This is a genomic window from bacterium, assembly GCA_036504735.1.
GTDB lineage: Bacteria > Electryoneota > RPQS01 > RPQS01 > RPQS01 > DASXUQ01.
Genome location: DASXUQ010000008.1, coordinates 120,377 through 141,137, shown reverse-complemented (window position 1 = coordinate 141,137; position 20,761 = coordinate 120,377). Strand labels below are relative to the sequence as shown.

Below are 20,761 nucleotides of genomic sequence, written 5' to 3'. Positions count from 1 at the left end.
CGTGACGTCCACCACCTATTCCCGCATCTACCGCACCGTGCGCCGCATTCCGCTTGGCCGCGTGGCGACCTATGGACAGATCGCCCGGCTCGCGGGTTTTCCGCGCCATGCGCGGCTGGTGGGGTACGCGCTGCACGCGCTGCGCGAACAGATCGACCCTTCGGTTCCGTGGCACCGGGTCATCAATGCCCGTGGCGAGATTTCCCTCCCTGAATTTTCCGGCGCCGATCTCCAGCGCGCCCTGCTGATGTCCGAAGGCATCACCTTCGACCACAAGCACCGCATCGACCTCAACCACTTCGGTTGGAAGAAGTAAATCAGTAGGCCTGTTCGACGAGCTATTTCACTTAGGGTGAGTATCCGATCATGAGAATGTGCATTCTGGCTTTGTTCCTTCTGCTGTCCTCCCTGTGTTTTGCGCAGCCGCCGGATACTCTCTGGACGCGCATGCTGGGTGATGCCAACGGTGGCTCGCAGGAAGCGTGGGGTGTCTCCCCATCGCTGGATGGCAGCGTGTGGGTGGCAGGGCTCCGCCAGCCCGGCGGCGAGCTGGCCAGCGCCCTTGTGTACCATCTTGATCTGCTGGGCGCGGTGCAGGATACGTTCCGCCTGACCGATAACACGGCGACCATGTATTACAATGCGGTCGACGCCACCGCGGATGGCGGATGCATTGCCGCCGGACGCAGTTTTGCCGCCAGCAACAGCATCCTGCTGATGACCAAATTGAATGCAAGCGGCCACGCGGATTGGACGCAGACCTTCCCGGACGATCCGACCCGCGTCTGTTATGCCGTGCAGCAGACTGCCGATGGCGGCTATGTCGCCGCCGGACGCTCCCGCGACAGCGGTCAGCTTATGCGCGCCTTCCTCATAAAAACCACTTCCACCGGAGCGCTGCAGTGGGCACACACCTATGGGGTGGCGTTCAACGACCAGGCCTTCGACGTGCAGCAGACGTCCGACGGCGGATTCGTTCTGACCGGAGCCACCGATTCCTCCGGGCAGAATGCCAACACGGTGCTGGTCATCCGCACCAACGCCGCCGGCGTACAGACCTGGCGCCAGTCCTTCTCACCGGGGGATTGGGATGAGGGCCACGCCATCCGCCAGACTCCTGACGGCGGCTTTGTGGTCGCCGGATGGACGCGCGTGACCGGAACCTACAACAATGACATGCTGCTGATCAAGCTCAGTGCCACGGGGACTCTCGAATGGAGTCACCACTACGGCAGCGGCTCGGTAGACATCTGTGAAGGCATGGAATTTACGCAGGACGGCGGCTTTATTCTTTGCGGTTACAGCCGCGCCGGATCCCAGGCCAATTCCGTGCTGCTCAAAACGACCAGCGCCGGAGATTCCATGTGGACCCGCGTCTTTCCCTCGTCACGCGACGCGGAATTCAGATCGGTGGCCGTGAGCGCCGATGGCGGGATCACCGCAGCCGGATATCAGTACGCCAATGGCAACACCAGCTACTTCTGGGTAGCGCGCATTGCGGTGCCATCCGGCGTCCGGGGCACTATTCTGGATGAACAGCAGAGGCCCGTTGTCGGAGCCTACATCGGAGCGCTGGGCCAGCCCTACTGGTCGCGGTCCGGCACGGGCGGTCGCTACACACTGTCGCTGCTTCCCGGCACGTATGATCTGATCACCTATGGTCCATGCACGGGCCGCGATACCGTGCGCGGCATCACCGTGCTCGAAGACAGTCTGGCCGCCCACGATTGGGTGGTGGGAAGTACGGGCGGCGTCGTGGATCAGACGTCGCTCAATCCGGTGGTGCATAATCACATGGCCTCCGCCGATTCCCTGTATCTGCATAACACCGGGGCCGGCGTGATGGATTTCCGCATCGATTGTTCCACACTGCGGCCAGCCGGGGCGTGGCTGTCGGCGGTGCCGACTCACGGAACCATTGCCGCCGGGCAGTCCCAGACGGTTGCCATCTGGGTGGACGCGGACACGACCAACGGCGGTGTGTTCGACTTTTACGGCGCGGTGGATGTGCACATGAACACCTGCCCGGACAGTCTCGCCCATTTGCCGCTGATCGCCACCGTGCTGCGGGCCGGTGACCGCGCCGCCACGCCGGAAGCGTTCAGCCTTACCGCGCAGCCCAACCCCTTCAATCCGCTGACTACGATCACGTTCGAACTTCCCCGCACGGAAGCCGTCACCCTGATGGTGTATGATATTCAGGGCCGCGTGGTCGGCACTCTGGTCCATTCGATGTTATCCGCCGGGTCGCATCGTATGGTTTTCGATGGCCGGGCATTGTCCTCCGGCCTGTACTTCGCGCGGCTGCAAACGCCTTCCCGCACTTTGTCGCAGAAGCTGCTGCTCATCAAGTAGCATCTTCCACGTCCTCTTTCGTCCATTACCATTGACTTTCCCTTCTGCTCTCTCATGAAAACTCTTTTGATCGCGGCGGCTTTGCTGCTCACCTCGTTTTGTTTCGCTCAGCCGCCCGATACCATGTGGACCCACGCGTACGGCGGGCCGGACATCGACGACGCCGCGGGCGTGTGCCGTGCCTTCGATGGCGGCTTTGTGATCGCCGGACGCTCGCGCCAGGCCGGCCAGTTCGATTTTCTCGGCGTGCGCACCGACGCCTTTGGCGACACGGTGTGGATGCGCCGCTACGGCGGCCCCAATTCCGATGCGGCCAATGCCGTCTGTTCCACCCGCGACAGCACGTTTGTCCTCGTGGGATCAACGATGTCCTTCGGCGCGGGCGCCGCGGATATGTATGCCGTCAAGGTGAACCTGCGCGGCGACACTCTGTGGACGCGCACCTACGGCGCGGCGGGCAACGATGTGGCCAATGCGGTGCAGCAGACAGCCGACGGCGGCCTGATGATCGCCGGAACCGCTGACATCTCGGGCAGCACCAATCTCTGTCTCGTCCGCACCGACTCGGCGGGAAATGCCCTCTGGACACGCACCTACGGCACCTCGGCCATGGAACTCTTCGGCGCGGCGCAGCAGACCGCCGACGGCGGCTTTGCGCTGATCGGCACCACCTTCCGCAGCGGGGCATTCAATCCCGATATCTACCTTGTCAAGACCAACTCCGCCGGTGATACGCTCTGGACGCACACCTACGGCGGCGCCGGCGTGGACTACGGCAACTTTGTCCGGCAGTGCAGCGACGGCGGTTATGTGATCGGCGGCACGACGCAGTCTTTCGGCGCGGGCGGCAATGACTGCTACCTGATCCGCCTCAATTCCAGCGGCGTCCAGCAATGGTACAACACCTACGGCTTTGCCGGCGCGGACCGCGCCAACTGCATCCGTCAAGGGACGGACGGCGGCTTTCTGCTCGCGGGCGTCACCGATCACTACAGCAATTCCTACGATTTCTTCTTTGTCAAAACCAACAGTCAGGGCGCGCAACTCTGGACGCTCACCGAAGGCGGCCATGCCGATGATTGGCTGTCGGCTCTGGAGCTGACGGCCGATGGCGGCTATATCGCGGTCGGATACACCCTCTCCTTCGGGCATGGATCGGACGATTTTTACGCCGTGCGCCTGCCGGGCTTTGCCGGCGTCGGCGGCTACGTGCGTGACCGCATAACCCATCAGCCGCTCGCCGGCGTGGTGATGTCCACCTCCGTCGGACAGAGCCGTGTGCGCAGCGACATCGAGGGCCATTACGCCTTGCCGTTGCCGCCCGGCACCTATGACGTGGTTACCTACGGTCCCTGCACCGCGCGCGATACCTTCCCCGCCATTGCCGTGCTGGCCGATTCCATTACTACACTGGACGTTGAGGTGGGTCTCACCGCCGGTGTGGTCGAGCAGTCGTCGCTGAATTTCCCCGCGCACAACCATTTGCCCACCGCAGATACTCTGTGGCTGGACAACAGCGGCGTGGGCCTGATGGACTATTCCGTCGACTGTTTTGCCACCGCTCCCTCCGGCACCTGGCTTTCGGCATTTCCGCAGAGCGGCTCCATTGCTCCCGGTACCAGAATGGGAGTGGCCGTGCAGGTGCTGGCCGATACTACCAATGATGGCATCTATGATTACTTCGGGTATCTGACCGTGCACATGAACACCTGCCCGGACAGCGTCGCCCGTGTCACGGTCATGGCCAGCGTGCTGGATGCCGGTGCCCCGCGCGCCACGGTGCTGCCGTCTGCCTTTGCGCTGGGCGCGTATCCGAATCCCTTCAACGCGCAGACCACGCTCACGCTATCGCTGCCGCAGCGCGGTGACCTGTCGCTGGCGGTGTACGATATCGCCGGGCGGGAAGTTCAACGGCTGCAGAGCGGGGTGTACGACGCGGGAATTTACCGGTTCCGTTTCGACGCCGCCGCCTTGCCTTCCGGACTCTATTTCGTGCGCGCCATGACGGCTCGCGCGGTGCTCACGCGCAAGGTTCTGCTTCTGAAGTAGCACAGTGCTTCTCGTCCTCTTGAAACAACGAGCACGGTCAAGGCCGTGCTCGTTGCGTATAGGTTAGCGTGTGACAGGTATACTTGTGCCTCGCGGGGATTTTCGGACCTCTTTGTCGATTGATACGCATGTTCTTAGGGCCTCAGCACTTTTATGGGTATCTTTTCAGTTACGGTCTCCCTCCCGCACGGGCTTTTTTTACCTTCCGTAATTGCGTTCAAATTCAAAACGTTAGTTAAAGAGGTTCTCCATGAATGAGATGTCAAGAGGTTGTCTCCGAGGCAAGAGGCGGCTGGCCGCGGTTCTATGTCTAACCCTACTGCTCGGAGCCGGGCCGTGGGTTTCTCGGGCCGTAGCACAAATCAGCTCCGGCGGCACACCGCCCAGCTTTTCGCAAAGCATTTCCGGGGCGGCGCCTACCATTCAGATGCCCGCCGTCGATCACGCGGCGCTGCTGCGCGAGGATGAACAACTGCCCAAGGAAGAGCGCAACCGTTTCGCGCTCGCCATGGACGTAAATCTCAATCTGGGAAACTCCGGGGTGTGGAGTACACTCCCCAATGGCGACCGTGTGTGGCGTCTGCGCATCTCTTCCCCGCAGGCCTACTCCATTGGTCTGGTCTACAACCACTGGTTCATTCCGAAGGGCGGCCAACTCTGGATCTACAACGACAATCACAGCCAGGTAATCGGCTCCTTTACCTCGTTCAACAACTGGACCGACGGCACGAACATTACGCAGCCGGTTTCGGGCGATGCGGTCACGCTTGAATATCTTGAACCCCGCGCCCTGCGCGGCCAGAGCGTGCTCGCCATCTTCCAGGTCTGCCACGCGTACCGCAATCTGTTCGGTCCGCCCAGCGCCGCCGAGAATTTCGGTGACTCCGGGCCTTGCAATGTCAACATCAACTGCCCGGCAGGCTCGACCCTGCAGAATTACAAACACGGCGTGGCGATGATCATCAACGGCGGCTCACGCTGGTGCACCGGTTCGCTGATCAATAACACCACGCAGAACGGCACTCCTTACTTTCTGACGGCCAATCACTGCCTCGATGGCAACCAGGGCAGTTGGGTCTTTGTGTTCAATTATGAAAGTCCGGCCTGCTCGCCCAACACCGATGGTCCGACCAATCAGACCATCTCCAATGCGACGCTGCTGGCGCACAATCTGGATTCCGATTTCGCGCTGCTGCAATTGTCCTCCGGCGTGCCCGCGTCCTACAGTCCCTTCTTCAACGGCTGGGATAACCGCGACCTGACATGGACCCATTCTTACAATATTTCGCATCCCTCGGGCGACGTCAAGAAGCTGGCGATTGATAATGACGCGGTAACCAGCAGCACGTGGAGTGGCACGCCCGCCAATTCCCACTGGCAAATCGGCGCCTACGATGTGGGCACCACCGAGCCGGGATCTTCCGGATCGCCTCTTTTCGACCTGAATTTTCATATCAGCGGCCAGCTTCACGGCGGCCCGGCGGCATGCAACAATCCGACCGGATCGGATTACTACGGCAAATTTTCCATGTCCTGGGCGCGGGGCGGCACACCCGCAACGGAACTGCGGGACTGGCTTGACCCGCCGAATACCACGTCCGTTCTCAACGGCGCCTATATCAACCCGCCCGGCAATGATGTTTGCCCCGGATTCACCATTTTCGGTCTGCCCTACACCGACAACGGCAGCACGAGTACCGCTCATGCCGACTACCCGCATTTGAACGGGGATCCCTCGCCGGACGTGCTGTATACGCTCTATCCCCTCACCTGCACCAGCACGGTCACCGCCTCGCTGTGCAGCGGGACAACGAATTTCGATACCCGCATGGAGATCCGCACCGGCGGGTCGTGTCCGGGATCTTCACTGGTCGCCTACGATGACGATTTCTGCGGCTTTCCTCCGGGATACAGCCAGACGACCTTTACCGCCACGGCGGGCGTACAGTATTATATCATGATTTACGGCTACAGCGCCAACTCGGGCAACTATACCCTCAATGTGACCGGCACGCCCACCGCTCCGGTACCGCCAAACGATGCCTGCCCGGGCGCGTCCATCACGTCACTGCCCTACACCAACAGCGGCAGCACCTGTACGGCTACCGCCAACTACACGGGTTGCGTCACTGCATCGTCGCCGGATGTGGTGTATACGTTGAATATCCCGTCCTGTCAGACGGTGACGGTGTCGACCTGCGGTTCCAACTTCGACACCCAGCTTAGCATTTACGCCGGCGGTGCCTGCCCGGGCGAGTTTCTTGTCGCCTGCAATGATGACAATTACTGCGGCCCCAATTTCACCGTGCAAAGCACGGCCACGTTTGTGGCCCAGGGAAACACGAACTATTACATCCTGATCGGCGGCTATAACGGTGAAACCGGCAACTACACTCTGAACGTCACCGGCACGCCCTTCACGCCGCCCAACGATGTCTGTCCCGGAACCAGCATCGCCAGTCTGCCTTACTCTGACTTCGGCAATACGGGCTGCGCAACCCACGACTATTCCGTGGCCTGCCGCGTCACGACGTCGCCGGACGTGGTCTACAACTTCACGCCTGCGGCTTGCGAGTCCTTGACGGTGTCCCTCTGCGGCTCGGGTTATGATTGCCTGATAGACGTCCGCGCCGGCGGCAGTTGCCCCGGAGCGGTGTCGGTGGCTTGCGATGATGATTACGCGTGCCCCACCGGCAACGGTTTGCAGAGTCAGGTCACCTTCCGCGCCTATGCCGGTGTAACCTATTACTTCATCGTCAGCGGGTTCAACGGGAATGCCGGACCGTTTGTGATCAACGTGTCGGCGGGCGCAGGGTTCACGCCGTCTAACGATACGTGTCCAGGCACAACCATTGCCGGTTTGCCCTTCACGGACATCAACAGCACGACGTGTGATACCCACAACTATCCCAACTTCCAGGGGAACACCAGCCCCGACGCGGTGTACAATTTCACATCAGCCACTTGTCAGAATGTCAGTGTCTCTCTGTGCGGCAGCGGGTACGACACCGGCCTCAGCGTCTATCGCAACGGCGCCTGCCCCGGCACCACACTGGTGGCCGGCAATGATGACAATCTCTGTGGCGGCATAGGGACGCTGCAAAGCACACTCGGCTTCCAGGCCAGCGCGGGAGTCACCTACTATATTCTGGTACATGGCTACTTCACTTACTCGGGACCGTTCGTGCTCAATGTCACCGGCACGCCGTGCGGAACAACCGCCGCCGTAGACAGCCTCGTTATCGCGCCCGCTGGCACCGACGTCTACTTGCAGTGGAAATTCCAAGGCCCGGCCTACAAGTATTACATCTACCGTGCAACATCCCCCACTGGGCTGGTCGCCCCGGCGAACAGGATTGACTCCACGACGAACTATTACTACTACGACTCGAATGTGTTGAACACGCCCGCCACGAAATACTTCTATGCCGTGTCGGCGGCGACCCTGCCCACTCTTCTGCTGGCGGATGGCAGCGAACCCAATCAAACGGTGACCGTGGACAAGGCCACGGCAGCAGCGGCCTCCGAACCGTTCTTCGCCGCTGATCCTTATCCGGCGGTTCCGCAACCTGATGTGGCCAAACCTGCGGAGACCAGCATGCCCCAAGGTTTCTATCTTCCGGCCTACGATCAATTCAATACTCACTACAAGCCTGATCCGGCCAAAGCGAAGGTGAAGCCCACGCGGTAGGACGAACGGTAATCTTCTGCTTGAACCTTCAGGCAGGAGGTCCTGTGAAGCTCTGAGGTCTCAGCCATAGTGGACCGAATACAGAAGGCGAGTCTTTTTGACTCGCCTTCTTTTTGTTTTATGTTGAGATAGAATAATTAGACGCTATAGCGTCAAAAAAGATCAACTTTCTCATATTTATACCCGCCAACTGTAGCATTCTTTTTCAGACCTGCTTATCTTTAGCTCTAATGGGATTTTTCTATCCTGAATATCATCTTTTACGCAGTCCACTGCAATAAGTATCTGTAAAGAGTAAAACTGAAAGGGAACACTATGAATATCTCTACTGGCAATTTGCTTAAGCTGCGCTGTACGGGAGCGCTGGCGCTATGCCTCGCTCTGCTGTTCTGCGCCGGTCTGTGTACCTCTCCGGCACTGGCCCAGATCAGTTCCGGAGGCACGCCGCCGAGCTTCTCCTCGAGCATTTCCGGGACCGTTCCCACCATTCAAATGCCCGCCGTGGACACGCAAAGCCTGATGCGCGAAGACTCCGTTGTGGACGGCCCGCATCCCTTCCGCTTTGCCGCGGAGTTGGACGTGGCCTACAATCTCCGCAACTCGGGGGTCTGGACCACGCTGCCCAACGGCGACCATGTGTGGAGGCTGCGGATTTCCTCGCCCGGAGCGTACTCCATCGGCCTCTTGTATAACGACTGGTTTATTCCCAAGGGCGGACAGCTTTATCTGTACAATGACAACCGCAGCAAAGTCATCGGCGCCTTTACCTCGGCCAATAACTGGGACGGTCCCAACAATATTACCGAGCATATTCCCGGTGATGCGATTACCCTCGAATATCTGGAACCCGCCGCATTGAGCGGTCAGAGCCGTCTTTCGGTCTCCAAGGTCTGCCATGCATATCGCGACGTGCTGCGCGCCCGGGCAACCGACAGTTTCGGCGATTCGGAACCCTGCGAGATCAATATCAATTGCCCCGCCGGAGCGAGCTGGCAGGCTCACAAGCACGGCGTGGCCATGTACTTCATCAACAACTCCGGCCAGTGCTCGGGCACTCTGGTCAACAACACCGCGCAGGATTACACGCCGTACTTCCTGACGGCCAATCACTGCACCAGCAACCCGTCGGATACGTACATTTTCTATTTCAACTACGAAAGCCCGAACTGTTCGAACATCAACGGGCCGGGCAATCAGACCGTCGCCAACGCGACGCTGGTGTCCAACTACAGCATTTCCGATTTCACCCTGCTGCGCCTGTCCACGCCGGTTCCCATGGCTTATAGTCCCTATTGGGCCGGTTGGGATCGTTCCGGCGGCACCCCGGCCAATTGCACCGGCATCTCCCATCCTCGCGGTGACATCAAGAAGATCTATTGGACGACCAATGCCATGTTCAGTTCGGACTGGAACGGCGTCGGTCCCAATTCCCATTGGGGCATGTGGTGGACCAGCGGCGCAATGGAACCGGGTTCCTCCGGCTCGCCCGGCTACGACCAGAATGGCCGCGTGATTGGCCAGCTTCATGGCGGCTATCCGGGCTGCAGCAATCCCAACGGCCCGCTCGCCCTCTATGGCAAGCTCTCCGTCTCCTGGCCCGGCAACGGCAGCAATTCCACCCGTCTCAGCAACTGGCTCGACCCGTCGGGTTCGAATCCCAGTGTGGTTAACGGCGCGTATCCGTCCGCCTCAGGCAATGATGCCTGCCCCGGTTACGGCATCTACAGCCTGCCCTATACCGACAACGGCAATACCAATCTGGCAGTGAATAATTACACTCACGCGATCTTCGGCACCTCACCCGATGTGGTTTATAACCTGCAATTGACCTGCGCTACCGCCGTCACCGCATCGCTCTGCGGCTCGGCGTTCGACACCGGTATTGAAATCCGCACGGGCGACGCCTGCCCCGGCACCACACTGGTGGCGTCCAACGACGACTACTGTGGCAATGTCAACGGCAATCCGTACAACAGCCTGGCGACTTTCACCGCGCAGCCCGGCGTGCAGTATTTCATTCTGGTATACGGCTATGGCTCCAACTCCGGCGCCTTCACGCTGAGTGTCACCGGCACCCCGAGTGACCCTGTGCCGGCTAATGACGCTTGCCCCGGCACGCTGATTTCCGCGCTGCCTTACAGCAATACCGGCAGCACCTGCACGGCGACGGCCAACTATTCCAACTGCGTGACCACCTCGTCTCCCGAAGTGGTCTACACGGTGAATGTCCCGTCGTGCCAGACGGTCACCGCCTCCCTGTGCGGCTCCAACTACGACACGCAGATCAGCGTCTATGCGGGCGGCTCCTGCCCCGGCAACACGCTGGTGGCCTGCAATGATGATTACTGCGGTCTGCAAAGCCAGGTGAGTTTCCTCGCGCAGGGCAACACCAACTATTATGTGTTGATCGGCGGCTATTTCGGCCTGACCGGCAACTATACGCTCAACGTGACCGGAACGCCCTTCACTCCGCCCAATGATGTTTGCCCCGGAACAACGATTGCCAGCCTGCCCTATTCTGATGCCGGCAATACGGCCTGCGGCACTCATGATTACGCTGTAGCCTGTCGCGTGACGTCTTCACCCGATGTGGTCTACAACTTCACGCCCGCCTCCTGCGAATCTCTGACCGTATCGCTCTGCGGTTCGACCTATGACTGCGTGCTGGATGTGCGTGCCGGCGGAGCCTGTCCCGGTCAGGTGTCCGTGGCCTGCAATGATGACAACTATTGCGGAGCGACGTTCGGCCTGCAAAGCACGGTTACCTTCCGCGCCTATGCCGGCGTAACCTACTACTTCATCGTCAGCGGTTTCAATGGAGCAGCCGGAGCCTTTGTGCTCAACGCCAGCGCCGGTGGAGCATTCACTCCGTCCAATGACGTCTGCCCCGGCACGGCCATCGCCAGCCTGCCTTTCACCGACATTGGCAGCACAGCCTGCGATAACCACAACTACCAGAATTTCCAGGGCAATACCAGCCCCGACGCCGTCTATACTCTGAACTCGGCAACCTGTCAGAGCGTAACCGTCTCCCTTTGCGGCAGCGGGTATGACACCGGCATCAGTGTCTACCGCAACGGCGCCTGCCCCGGCACCACGCTGGTGGTCGGCAATGATGACAACCTCTGCGGCGGCAACAGCACCCTGCAAAGCACGGTAAACTTCCAGGCCAGCGCAAATGTCACCTACTACCTGATTGTACACGGCTACAGTTCGAACGCCGGCCCCTATGTGCTGAATGTTACCGGACAGCCGTGCAGCACACCTGCCAGTGTCGATTCGCTGGTGATTCTGCCCATGGCCCCGCATATGTATCTGCAGTGGGCGTCGCAGGGACCAGCCTACTACTACAACATCTACCGCTGGACGTCGCCGACAGGTCTGGTCAGTTCGGTCCACAAGATTGACTCCACCCTGTCCCTCGGCTACTATGACGTCAATGTGTTGAGCACCGCTGCGGACCGCTACTATTACGCCGTGACCGCCGCTCAACTGCCGACGCTTGTGGAGGGCGAGAGCGGCTCCGTCAGTCCCGTCGTCGACAAGGCCACGGCCGCGCCGACGTCCGAGCCGTGGTTTGCCGCTGATCCGTTCGCCGGCACCGAGTCCGCACCGGATGCTCCCAAGCTCGATGCAGCGCGGCAGGAACCGGTCTTCATCAATGCCTACAGCAGGCTCAATACGGTCTATGTTCCCAATCCCAACAAGCAGGCACCCAATCCGGTAAGATAACCCCCATAGTCTGCGTTGGACAGACTTTCCGTATGCAACAGAGGCGGGCCGCAAGGCCCGCCTCTTCTCTCGGAATCGCGAAACGGTGTGTCAGCCATCCGACGATGAAAAGCAGCAGGGCGGACTCATCAAGTCTGCCCCGCCTTGCGTTTTACAACTCCGCCTTGGCCACGCCGTGCCGTAAAAAAGCCATCAGCGCACACAGGCTCTCGATCTTCACCAGGTCCACCAGATTCATCTCCCCGGTGAAATAAAACCCCAATCCGGCGATTCCCGTAATCAGCGCCGTCCACACCGTCTTACTCTTCCAGAACTGCCACATGTGACTCTCCTTTCAAGCACAGGGTCTTGTCTCCTATTTCCTATTTCACATTTCCTATTTTGCCTTCACGACTTGAGCAGATACCCGAACACCGCCGCCACACTGCTCAGAAACAGTCCGGTCATCAGACCGATCATCCAGCGGCGGAACGCCTCCAAGGCCGCGATCCGTTCGCGGTGTCCGGCAATCGCCGATTCCAGCGTCTTCACCACGGAAGAAAGTTCTTTGCGCAGGCCGCTGATCTGATCCGTCAGATCCGCCACTCGCGCCTCCACTCTGCCCAGTCCCCGGTCCAGCGAGGTCTCATGATCGGTCATGATGGCCGCTCCTTTCGCAGCAGGGAAACATCCAGTTTCAGAATATCCGGCAGCCAGGGATCGAGGTCGCCCGCCCGCACCACATCCGCCCGGGGAAACTTCTTCAGGAGGCGGCAGGTGAGACCGTGCAGCTTCCGCATCTGCGCCACGGTCGGCAGTCCCGTTCCGCACAGGCACACCCCCACCGAATCGGCATTGTACCCGAGACAATGCGCTCCCGCCTCATCGAGCCCTCTGCCACGCGCGAGGGATCCTTCATCGCCAATCACATAGTGAAACCCGATGCGCCGCAATCCCCGTCTCCGGTGCCGCACGTCAATCTGCGACGCATCGTCACCCGTCTTCCCCGATGCATGCACGATGATCTTGCGGATCATTCTCATCTGCTCCTCCTTCTTGCCTTCATCCCTCATCCTTCCGCCTTCATCCTTGCTGCAACGGTGCCATGGCTTCATAGGACCGCCCGCCGATCCGCACCGTCATCGTCTTCTTGCCTTTCAGCGAGCGCTTCATCTCCGAGATCTCCGCCAGAATTCCCGTACCCGGTTCCGCGCCGCGATAGACAAAGCTCCCCTCCAGCACGCGGTCGATGCCGTCATAGTGATAGTAGCAAAGCCTGAGGCCGTACATCGTTCCCGGCTCATGTTCGCACTCGCGGATATCCTTGCCGCAGATCGAACAGCTCGGCTTGCTGAAGGTGAAGGCAATCGAGGCCTCGCTGATAATTCCGCAATCCAGCAGCACGCGAAAATCCTCCGCTGCGGAGTGCGCCTTCGGCCAATAGAACTTGGGCACAATGTAGCGGTGCCCTTCGTGCTCATCGACCGCACCGCCGAAGAACCGCGCCACGGCAATGCTCTCCCGGTTGTGCCCGATCAGCGCCGGTGCGCCGTGCGTCAGTTCCAGCAGCCGCGGCAGGTCCGGCGTGCGGAAGCAGCCGCATTGCGAATCCACCGCATCGCCCGCCAGCCGGCAGCGGCGGATGTACAAATCGTCCGCATTCAACGGCGACAGCGGCGGGTTGGGCAACGCATTAATCTGCTCGATGTCCGTGGACGCGGCGGCTTCCTTCATCGCCACCACCGGTCCGGATAAAAGTTGAAAAAGCATTGCTGGACTCCTTTTGAAGTTAGGGGAAAGATGATTTAGAACTGTGTAGGGTCTTGCTCTCGAGGTCTATCTTGCTCACCGCCTGAATATCCGAAATCTTTTGCTCACAGCCACTGCGTCTTGCGCGCAGACATCCCGCAGCCTATATTCCACAGGGGCACTCGGTCAGTCGCAGTGGGGATTGTGGTAAAGGATTCGTGCTATGACAAGCCTGACCGATGTTGGTTTTTGCTGCACACCGCGCCGGCGCGAACACCTTACCATCTGCTGCCGCGAAGGAACAAAAGCCTCTGCTCTCCGCGAGTCATTACACCGCGCGATGAGTCCTATATGGAGATTATTTCCGGCTATCCCCTAAAACCGCTTACATATGAGGTCCTGCCATGCGTAAGGCTTTCTTCTGTGCCGCGCTGCTTCTTCTGACCATTCCCCTCTATGCCCGAATGATTTCCGCCGACCCGACGAGCGCGCTTGTGTTGCGGGAGTCCCATTCCCTTGATGAGGACGCCTGCCCGCCGTCCACCATCGTGTCTTTGCCCATCACGATCAATGGCAACACGACTGCCAGCGCGTCGAACTTTACGCTCGCCTGCCCCGATTTCAACCCGGCGACAGGGCCCGATGACATCTACGCGCTGTCCCTTGCTTGCCTGACCAGCGTCAGTGTCGCACTCTGTGGATCGTCTTATGACACCGTGGTGGAAGTGCGGCGAGGTACGAACTATGGCGACTGTCCCGGGTCCTATGTCATCACCTGCAACGATGACGCCTGTGGACCCATCGGCCGCCAGAGCACCGTCGGGTTCACAGCCGAGGTCGGCCAGTACTACTTCATTATCATCAGCGGTTATAACGGTGATCGTGGCGCGTACTCGCTGGTGGTAACCGGCACATCCTTCCCGCCATCCAATGACAACTGTTCCGGGAGCAGGTTGATAGACCATGTCCCTTACACCGATTTCGGAAGCACGGCCTGCGCGCTGAATGACATCACGCCACCCTGTGCTTTCAGCAATGCGCCGGATGTGGTCTACACCTTGCAACTGCCCTGCGACGCCTGGGTCACGGCCACCACCTGCGGTCATCCGCTGATGGATGCCGTGCTCTTTGTGCGAACCGGCGGCGGCTGTGCCGGATCCACTCCGGTCGCCTGCAACGACGACGCGTGTCCCAACAACCAGAGTTCCGTGTCCTTCGGCGCCAACGCCAATCAAGCCTATTACATTATCGTGGACGGCTGGAACACCAGCAACGGCTACTACGTGCTGAATGTCACGGCCACCACCGGCCATGATTCCTGCGCCGGGGATTATCTGCTCGCGTTCCCCCTCACCATCACGGGTGACACGCGCTGCGGCAACAATGACCATGTGCAATGCAACTATGGAGAGAGCAAGGAAGACTGGTACTTCTTTAATGTACAGCAGTGCTCCCAGATCACGGCCAGCCTCTGCGGAACCGGCAACTTTTATCTCGACCCCGTCATGGAAGTCTGGACCGGCCCCACCTGCCCGCCAGACTCCCTCATTGCCTGCGCCGATGACGGCCTGTGTGACGGTTCGCCTACCCTCAATCCCACCGTCACCTGGCAGGCAGACCCCGGCCGCATCTATTACATCATCGTCGAGGGCTATGGCGGCAGCGAAGGCCCCTATGTGCTCAGTTGCAGTTCTGCGCCTTGCGGCCCGCCGCCTGCGGTTGCCGATCTGGTGATCTCCGCCCAGCCGGATATCGGCGTCATCCAGCTCGATTGGAGCCCGGTGCCCGGCGCGTCAGCCTATAATGTCTACGCGGGCGGCGCCGACTGCAGCCCCGGCGTTCCCTGCCATCTGATCGGCACTACACAGGGCAACTCCTTTGCCGATGATGCCAGCCTTGGCGGCCCGGAGACGGTGCGGATGTATGAAGTAACGGCCGTCAATTCCGGTCAGCCCCCGGCCATGTCCTTGCCCGGCAAGGCACTGCCGGTCCCGCGCATAGCATCGCAACCCGTCACCTTCCGTCCGCTCATACCTTATGATTATGCGCCCTCAGCGCAGAAGCCGCAAGCCGCACGGTGACGCGAGCGGGTGCCACCCTGCAACATTCTGTTGCCTGTCCGGCTCTAACGTCAGAAAGGCATCACCCCCACCTGAAGGATGACGATAGATGAGACCCTTGTTTGTTGGACTGCTGGCGCTGTCTCTGGCCCTTGCGGCCGTGGCCGCACCCGCCAAACCGCGTCAGCTTCCCCGCCGCGCCTTTTTCGGCGCGCAGATGCAACCGGTACCCGATAGTCTGCGCGGCAAAGGCGGCGTCCCTGACAGCGGTGGCGTGCTGCTGGGCAAAATCTACGACAACGCCAGCGCCAAAGCTGCCGGACTGCAAACCGGCGATATTCTGCTGCGCCTTAACGGCAAGCTCGCAGGCAATGCACCCGCAGTGGCCGCCGAACTCAGGAACCACAAGGTCGGCGATAAGCTTGCGTTCGATGTTCTGCGCGGCGGCAAGCGCATGACCCGCGCTGTCGCCCTGAAACCTTTTCCTAAAGAGACGCCGCCCGATTTTGATGTGCTCTATGAAGCCGTCTCCATCGGCGACTCTCTGCGCCGGATTGTCATCACCAAACCGCGTCTTCCCGGCAAGCTCCCCGTGGTGGTCATGCTCGGCGGTCTCGGCTGTTATTCGCTGGATCTTCCCGCCGACCAGCCCCAGCCCTACCGCACCATTCTCTATGATCTCACCCGCAACGGATTCGTCACGGTGCGCGTTGAAAAGACCGGCATGGGGGACAGCGAAGGGCCGCCCTGCGCCCGGATGAGCTTTGATGATGAAGTCAACGGTCTCGTCACCGCCATCCGCGCCCTCACGAACTTCAGCTACATGGACACAAGCCGCGTCATCCTGCTCGGCCACAGCATGGGGGGCATCGAGGCTCCCGTGGTAGCCAACCGCGTGCCCGTAAAAGGCATCATCGCGATTGCCACCTCGGGGATCACCTGGTTCGAATATGAACTTATCAATCAGCGGCGGCAGCTTCTGCTCTCCCACATGGATTACGACTCCATCGAACTCGCCTTCCACAAAAAGGAACTTGCCGCGCACAAGCTCTTTGTGGAGCAGAAATCCCCTGCGCAGATTATCGCCGAAGACTCCACGCTGGCAGAGTACGTGGACTATCCGGTGGATTACCGCTTCATGCAGCAACTTGACAGTCTGAATCTTGCCCGCGAGTGGAAGACCGTTACCGCTCCCGTCCTGCTGATCTACGGCAAATCCGATTTCGTCACCGACGCGCGCGAGCACCGGTACACCGCCGATGAGATCAATCATTACCATCCCGGCCATGCCGAGTTCGTAGAGGTGCCCGATATGGATCACTTCTTCAACAAGGTCTCCTCGCAGCAGGCCAGCTTCGACAGCCTGAACAGCGGCCCCGCGTTCAAGACCTTCAGCGATCAAGTGCTCCCGGTAATCGTCAACTGGGCGAAAAAGACGACCGCCAGCAGCGAAACCGGCAGCCGATAGCATTCTTTTCCGTTCGATCTTTGTTCAGGGCGGCTCATTTCCGGGCCGCCCTTTTTTGATGCACGCACTATAGCCAACCTCGTCCTCGCCGTTCACGCGCCGCCGGATCATCTCCGTGCCGTAGAGATCAAGCAAGGCAACGGTTCCTGTCCGGCACCTGCCGCGTTCTCAAAGAGCGCCCGGTGTGACACTCCGGCGCATCTGCAAGAAAGCATGATTTGGATTCCGTCACCTATACTCCGAACAACAAAGCGCAAGAGGATGAGTACCATGAAGAGATTCGCATGGGTTTGGGCATTGCTTATCGTCTCCGCCGCAGCGGTCTACGCTGCCGGCGGCCTGACCGTGAGCCCAAGCCACACGGTCAGCCGGGAATATGCCCGGCAAAAAGCCGCGCGCGGCGGCCACCACACTCTGGATACCGATACGCTCTGCAGTGCCCACGTCTGCGTCACGACCGATGAGGACGGCGATTTCACGATCGGCACTCCGGACGGGCGCACCTTGCTCTACGGCTACCCCGACGACCCGTGGAGCACCGATATCCGCGTCTCCGTGGACGGCCTGCAATACAACCTCACCAGTGAGAACGGCAACGACTGCGCCGGTGTCGTGACCTTCGTCAGCGAGACCCACGACGCCACACACATCACGGACACGTACTCGATGTCCAATCCAAGTCTTACCATCGTCGTCACGCATACACCGGTTACCTTCTCCGATTCCAGCGGCGCCGTGCTGACGCGCACGGTGGTCACCAACACCTCGGGCACGTCGCACAACATCGGTGTGCTCTACGAGTACGACACCACCGTCGACGGCGATGATGCCGCACAGCTTTTCCTCGGTCCCAGCCGGATCGCCGTGGAAACCTGCTACACCGCGCCGTTTTCGTATCCCTATTGGGATGCCATTCCCAGTTCCGGATCCCTCGTAGGACGCGGAACCTTTACCGGCGGCGAAGCCGTCACGCCCGATGCTCTCGCCTTCGGCGCATGGCCCGATTTCTATGCCACATGCTGGGCGGACTCCTGCACCGGAGACCCCTATGGCGATTCCGCCGTGCTGTATCGCTGGAATGAAATGCCGGTCGCCGCAGGCCAGACCCGCAACGTGGCCACCTACTATGGCGTGGGCGGCTTCCAGACCTCCGCGGGCGAGCTGCGAATTACGGTATCGCAGGCGTCGCTGCAATGTGTCGATGACCGGATCACTCCCAATCCGTTCCAGATTCTGGTTAGTGTCACCGATAGCGCGGCCATCGCCTGCCGCTCTATTAGCGTACAGATGAGCGGCGGCAGCGGACCCGGCGGAACAGCCACGATTACCGGAGCCAATCCGCAGACCATCGATTCGATTACGCCCGGACACAATGCGGCCGTCAGCTTCACCGCACAATTGACGCCCGTCGCTGCCGGCGGATTGGTGAACTTCACCGTGAACGTCACTGCCGGCAACTGCGCGCAGAACTCGCTGAACTTCAGCGTCGATGTTCCGGAATGCGAACTGGCCGCCGGTGATCCGCCAAACAGCGGTCTGGTCACGGCCTATTCCCTCTACCAGAACTACCCCAATCCCTTCAACCCTACAACCACCATTGCTTTCGATCTGGTGCGGGACGGCCCCGTCAGTCTGAAAGTCTTCAATATCGTCGGCGAAGAGGTGGTTACCTTGGCCAGCGGGCCAGTGCAGCGCGGTCATCATGTCGTCCAGTTCGACGCGTCAAAACTGCCGTCCGGTGTCTACCTTTACCGGCTGAATACGGGCGAATACACCGCCGTCCGGAAAATGCTTCTGATGAAATAAAATCTACTGTACTTGGCCGATGCGCAACGGGCAGTCTCGATAGAGGTTGCCCGTTTCTTTACTCCCATATCCATTGCAGAAGTCTGTACGATTTAGTATATTATAGATCACATCGGCGCAGGTTCGGCACACTGCTTGCAGCTTTGCCTTCGGATGCACTTTCACCGCCACGGCGAGAAGGACGTCTTTCGACCGCTTGGCAGCCGACCTGCACAATCCGTAACTCATAAAGGAAATGTTCGAATGAAACAGTGCAAAATCGTTTACAGTATTTTGGCCGTTCTGGTTCTCGCGATCGGCGTCATTGCCGCCCCGCTGACAGGTCACAAGCATGGAGTGAGCCCCAAGTTAACCCACGCTCGTTCCGCTCACAGCACTCTTGATGCGACCCTCTGTAACGGTCTGGTTTGCGTGCAGACCGACGAAGACGGCGATTTTAATATTGGCACAGCCGGCGGCAGCACATTGCTGTACGGTTATCCCAATGATCCGTGGAGTACCAGCGTCCGCGTCTCTTTGGACGGCCAGGTGTATAACCTGACGCAGGAAGGCTCCGACGGAGCCAGTTGCCAAGGTGTAGCGACCTTCGTCAACGAAGTCAGTGATAATATCCATATCGCGGACAACTACACGCTGCCGGGCAATATCGCCGTGACGGTAACCCATACCGTTGTGAGCTTCTCCGATTCCAGCGCCGCCGTGCTGACGCGCACCGTAGTAACCAACAACTCCGGCGCCACGCACAACATCGGCGTGCTCTATGAATATGACACCATGGTCGATGATGACGACGCCGCCACGCTTTACCTTGGCCCGAATCACATCACCGTCGCCACCTGTTACACCGCGCCGTTCCCCTATCCCTATTGGGATGCCATTCCCTATTCCGGTTCGCTGGTTGGCCGCGGCACCATCACGGGCGGCCAGGCGGTGACCCCGGATGCCCTCGCCTTCGGCGGTTGGGGTGACTTCTACTCGACATGCTGGGACGACACGTGTGACGGTCAGGACTACGGCGATTCCGCCGTGCTCTATCGCTGGAATGAAATGCCGGTCGCCTCGGGGCAGACGCGCAACGTGGCGACCTATTACGGTGTCGGCGGTATCAACTCGTCCGCGGGTGCGCTCCATATCACGGTCTCCGAGCCGTCGCTGGCCTGCATCGAAGGCGAGATCCTGCCCAATCCCTTCCAGATTCTGGTCAATGTCACCGACAGCGCCGGCATCGCCTGCAACACCATCAGCGTCCTGATGAGCAATGGCAGCGGCATCGGCGGTACGGCAACCATCACCGGAACCAATCCGCAGACTATTGAGGCGATCCAGCCCGGAAACAGCTCGGCCGTCAGCTTCACGGCTCAGCTCAGCACTCCGAATCCCGAAGGCGGTACGGTCAACTTCACTGTGCAGGTCACCGCCGGAAACTGTGCCCAGAACTCTGCCGACTTCAGCGTGGATGTCCCCGTGTGCGCCGCAGGCGTGGATCATCCGCAGAGCGCCGGCCTGGTCACGTCGTCGGCCCTGCATGCCAGCTTCCCGAACCCCTTCAACGCCATCACCAACCTTACGTTTGATGTCGCGCAGAGCGGCTTCGTCACGCTGAAGGTCTATGACCTGATGGGCAAGCAGGTCGCTTCGCTGGTCAATGGCCAGATGGAGCGTGGCAGCCATTCCGTGCAGTTTGATGCGTCCAAGCTGCCTTCCGGCGTCTACCTCTGCCGCATGAACGCACGCAACTACACCGCCTCGCAGAAAATGTTGCTGATGAAGTAACGCATTCTGAAGGGAACTCGGGCAGGCTCCTGCCTGTCCACCCTCTCACTCCATCATTTCGACAATCTTCCGAAAGGGCACCCGCAAGGGCTGCCCTTT

13 protein-coding genes are annotated in these 20,761 nt (G+C 60.0%); 9 read left to right on the top strand and 4 right to left on the bottom strand.

What is annotated here, in order from left to right:
* Position 1 precedes the first annotated feature (1 nt).
* The 5 genes from VGL38_06635 to VGL38_06615 all read left to right on the top strand — a co-directional run bounded on the left by VGL38_06635 (position 2) and on the right by VGL38_06615 (position 11,827).
* Positions 2-316 carry an MGMT family protein gene (locus VGL38_06635; GenBank protein ID HEY3295095.1) on the top strand — a complete coding sequence of 105 codons (315 nt, stop codon included), beginning with the start codon at positions 2-4 and terminating at the stop codon, positions 314-316.
* Between the two features lie 50 nt (positions 317-366).
* Complete coding sequence (locus VGL38_06630; GenBank protein ID HEY3295094.1) at positions 367-2,355, top strand: T9SS type A sorting domain-containing protein; 1,989 nt, start codon at positions 367-369, stop codon at positions 2,353-2,355.
* Positions 2,356-2,409: 54 nt separating this feature from the next.
* Entirely contained in the window at positions 2,410-4,404 is a 1,995-nt protein-coding gene (locus VGL38_06625; GenBank protein HEY3295093.1) for a T9SS type A sorting domain-containing protein, read from the top strand.
* A gap of 427 nt (positions 4,405-4,831) precedes the next feature.
* On the top strand, positions 4,832-8,095 hold the full coding sequence (locus VGL38_06620) for a serine protease (protein ID HEY3295092.1): 3,264 nt from the start codon (positions 4,832-4,834) through the stop codon (positions 8,093-8,095).
* 315 nt (positions 8,096-8,410) lie between these two features.
* Positions 8,411-11,827, top strand: a complete 3,417-nt coding sequence (locus VGL38_06615) for a serine protease (protein ID HEY3295091.1) — start codon at positions 8,411-8,413, stop codon at positions 11,825-11,827.
* Positions 11,828-11,978: 151 nt separating this feature from the next.
* On the opposite strand, the gene VGL38_06610 is transcribed toward VGL38_06615, so the two are convergent.
* The 4 genes from VGL38_06610 to VGL38_06595 all read right to left on the bottom strand — a co-directional run bounded on the left by VGL38_06610 (position 11,979) and on the right by VGL38_06595 (position 13,576).
* Positions 11,979-12,149 (bottom strand): hypothetical protein, encoded by a 171-nt coding sequence (locus tag VGL38_06610; GenBank protein HEY3295090.1) that lies wholly within the window; start codon positions 12,147-12,149, stop codon positions 11,979-11,981.
* 65 nt (positions 12,150-12,214) lie between these two features.
* Positions 12,215-12,466: a hypothetical protein gene (locus tag VGL38_06605; GenBank protein ID HEY3295089.1), complete on the bottom strand. Its 252-nt coding sequence runs from the start codon at positions 12,464-12,466 to the stop codon at positions 12,215-12,217.
* Positions 12,463-12,849, bottom strand: a complete 387-nt coding sequence (locus VGL38_06600; protein ID HEY3295088.1) for a peptidoglycan recognition family protein — start codon at positions 12,847-12,849, stop codon at positions 12,463-12,465. Before VGL38_06600 ends, VGL38_06605 begins: the two co-directional genes overlap by 4 nt.
* 40 nt (positions 12,850-12,889) lie before the next feature.
* A complete protein-coding gene (locus tag VGL38_06595) occupies positions 12,890-13,576 on the bottom strand; it encodes a hypothetical protein (protein ID HEY3295087.1) in 687 nt (228 codons plus the stop codon).
* Between the two features lie 383 nt (positions 13,577-13,959).
* On the opposite strand from VGL38_06595, the gene VGL38_06590 reads away from it, so the two are divergent.
* The 4 genes from VGL38_06590 to VGL38_06575 all read left to right on the top strand — a co-directional run bounded on the left by VGL38_06590 (position 13,960) and on the right by VGL38_06575 (position 20,662).
* On the top strand, positions 13,960-15,636 hold the full coding sequence (locus VGL38_06590; GenBank protein HEY3295086.1) for a hypothetical protein: 1,677 nt from the start codon (positions 13,960-13,962) through the stop codon (positions 15,634-15,636).
* Between the two features lie 88 nt (positions 15,637-15,724).
* A complete protein-coding gene (locus VGL38_06585; protein HEY3295085.1) occupies positions 15,725-17,083 on the top strand; it encodes an alpha/beta fold hydrolase in 1,359 nt (452 codons plus the stop codon).
* Positions 17,084-17,353: 270 nt separating this feature from the next.
* Complete coding sequence (locus VGL38_06580; protein HEY3295084.1) at positions 17,354-18,889, top strand: T9SS type A sorting domain-containing protein; 1,536 nt, start codon at positions 17,354-17,356, stop codon at positions 18,887-18,889.
* Between the two features lie 243 nt (positions 18,890-19,132).
* Positions 19,133-20,662, top strand: a complete 1,530-nt coding sequence (locus VGL38_06575) for a T9SS type A sorting domain-containing protein (protein HEY3295083.1) — start codon at positions 19,133-19,135, stop codon at positions 20,660-20,662.
* Positions 20,663-20,761 lie beyond the last annotated feature (99 nt).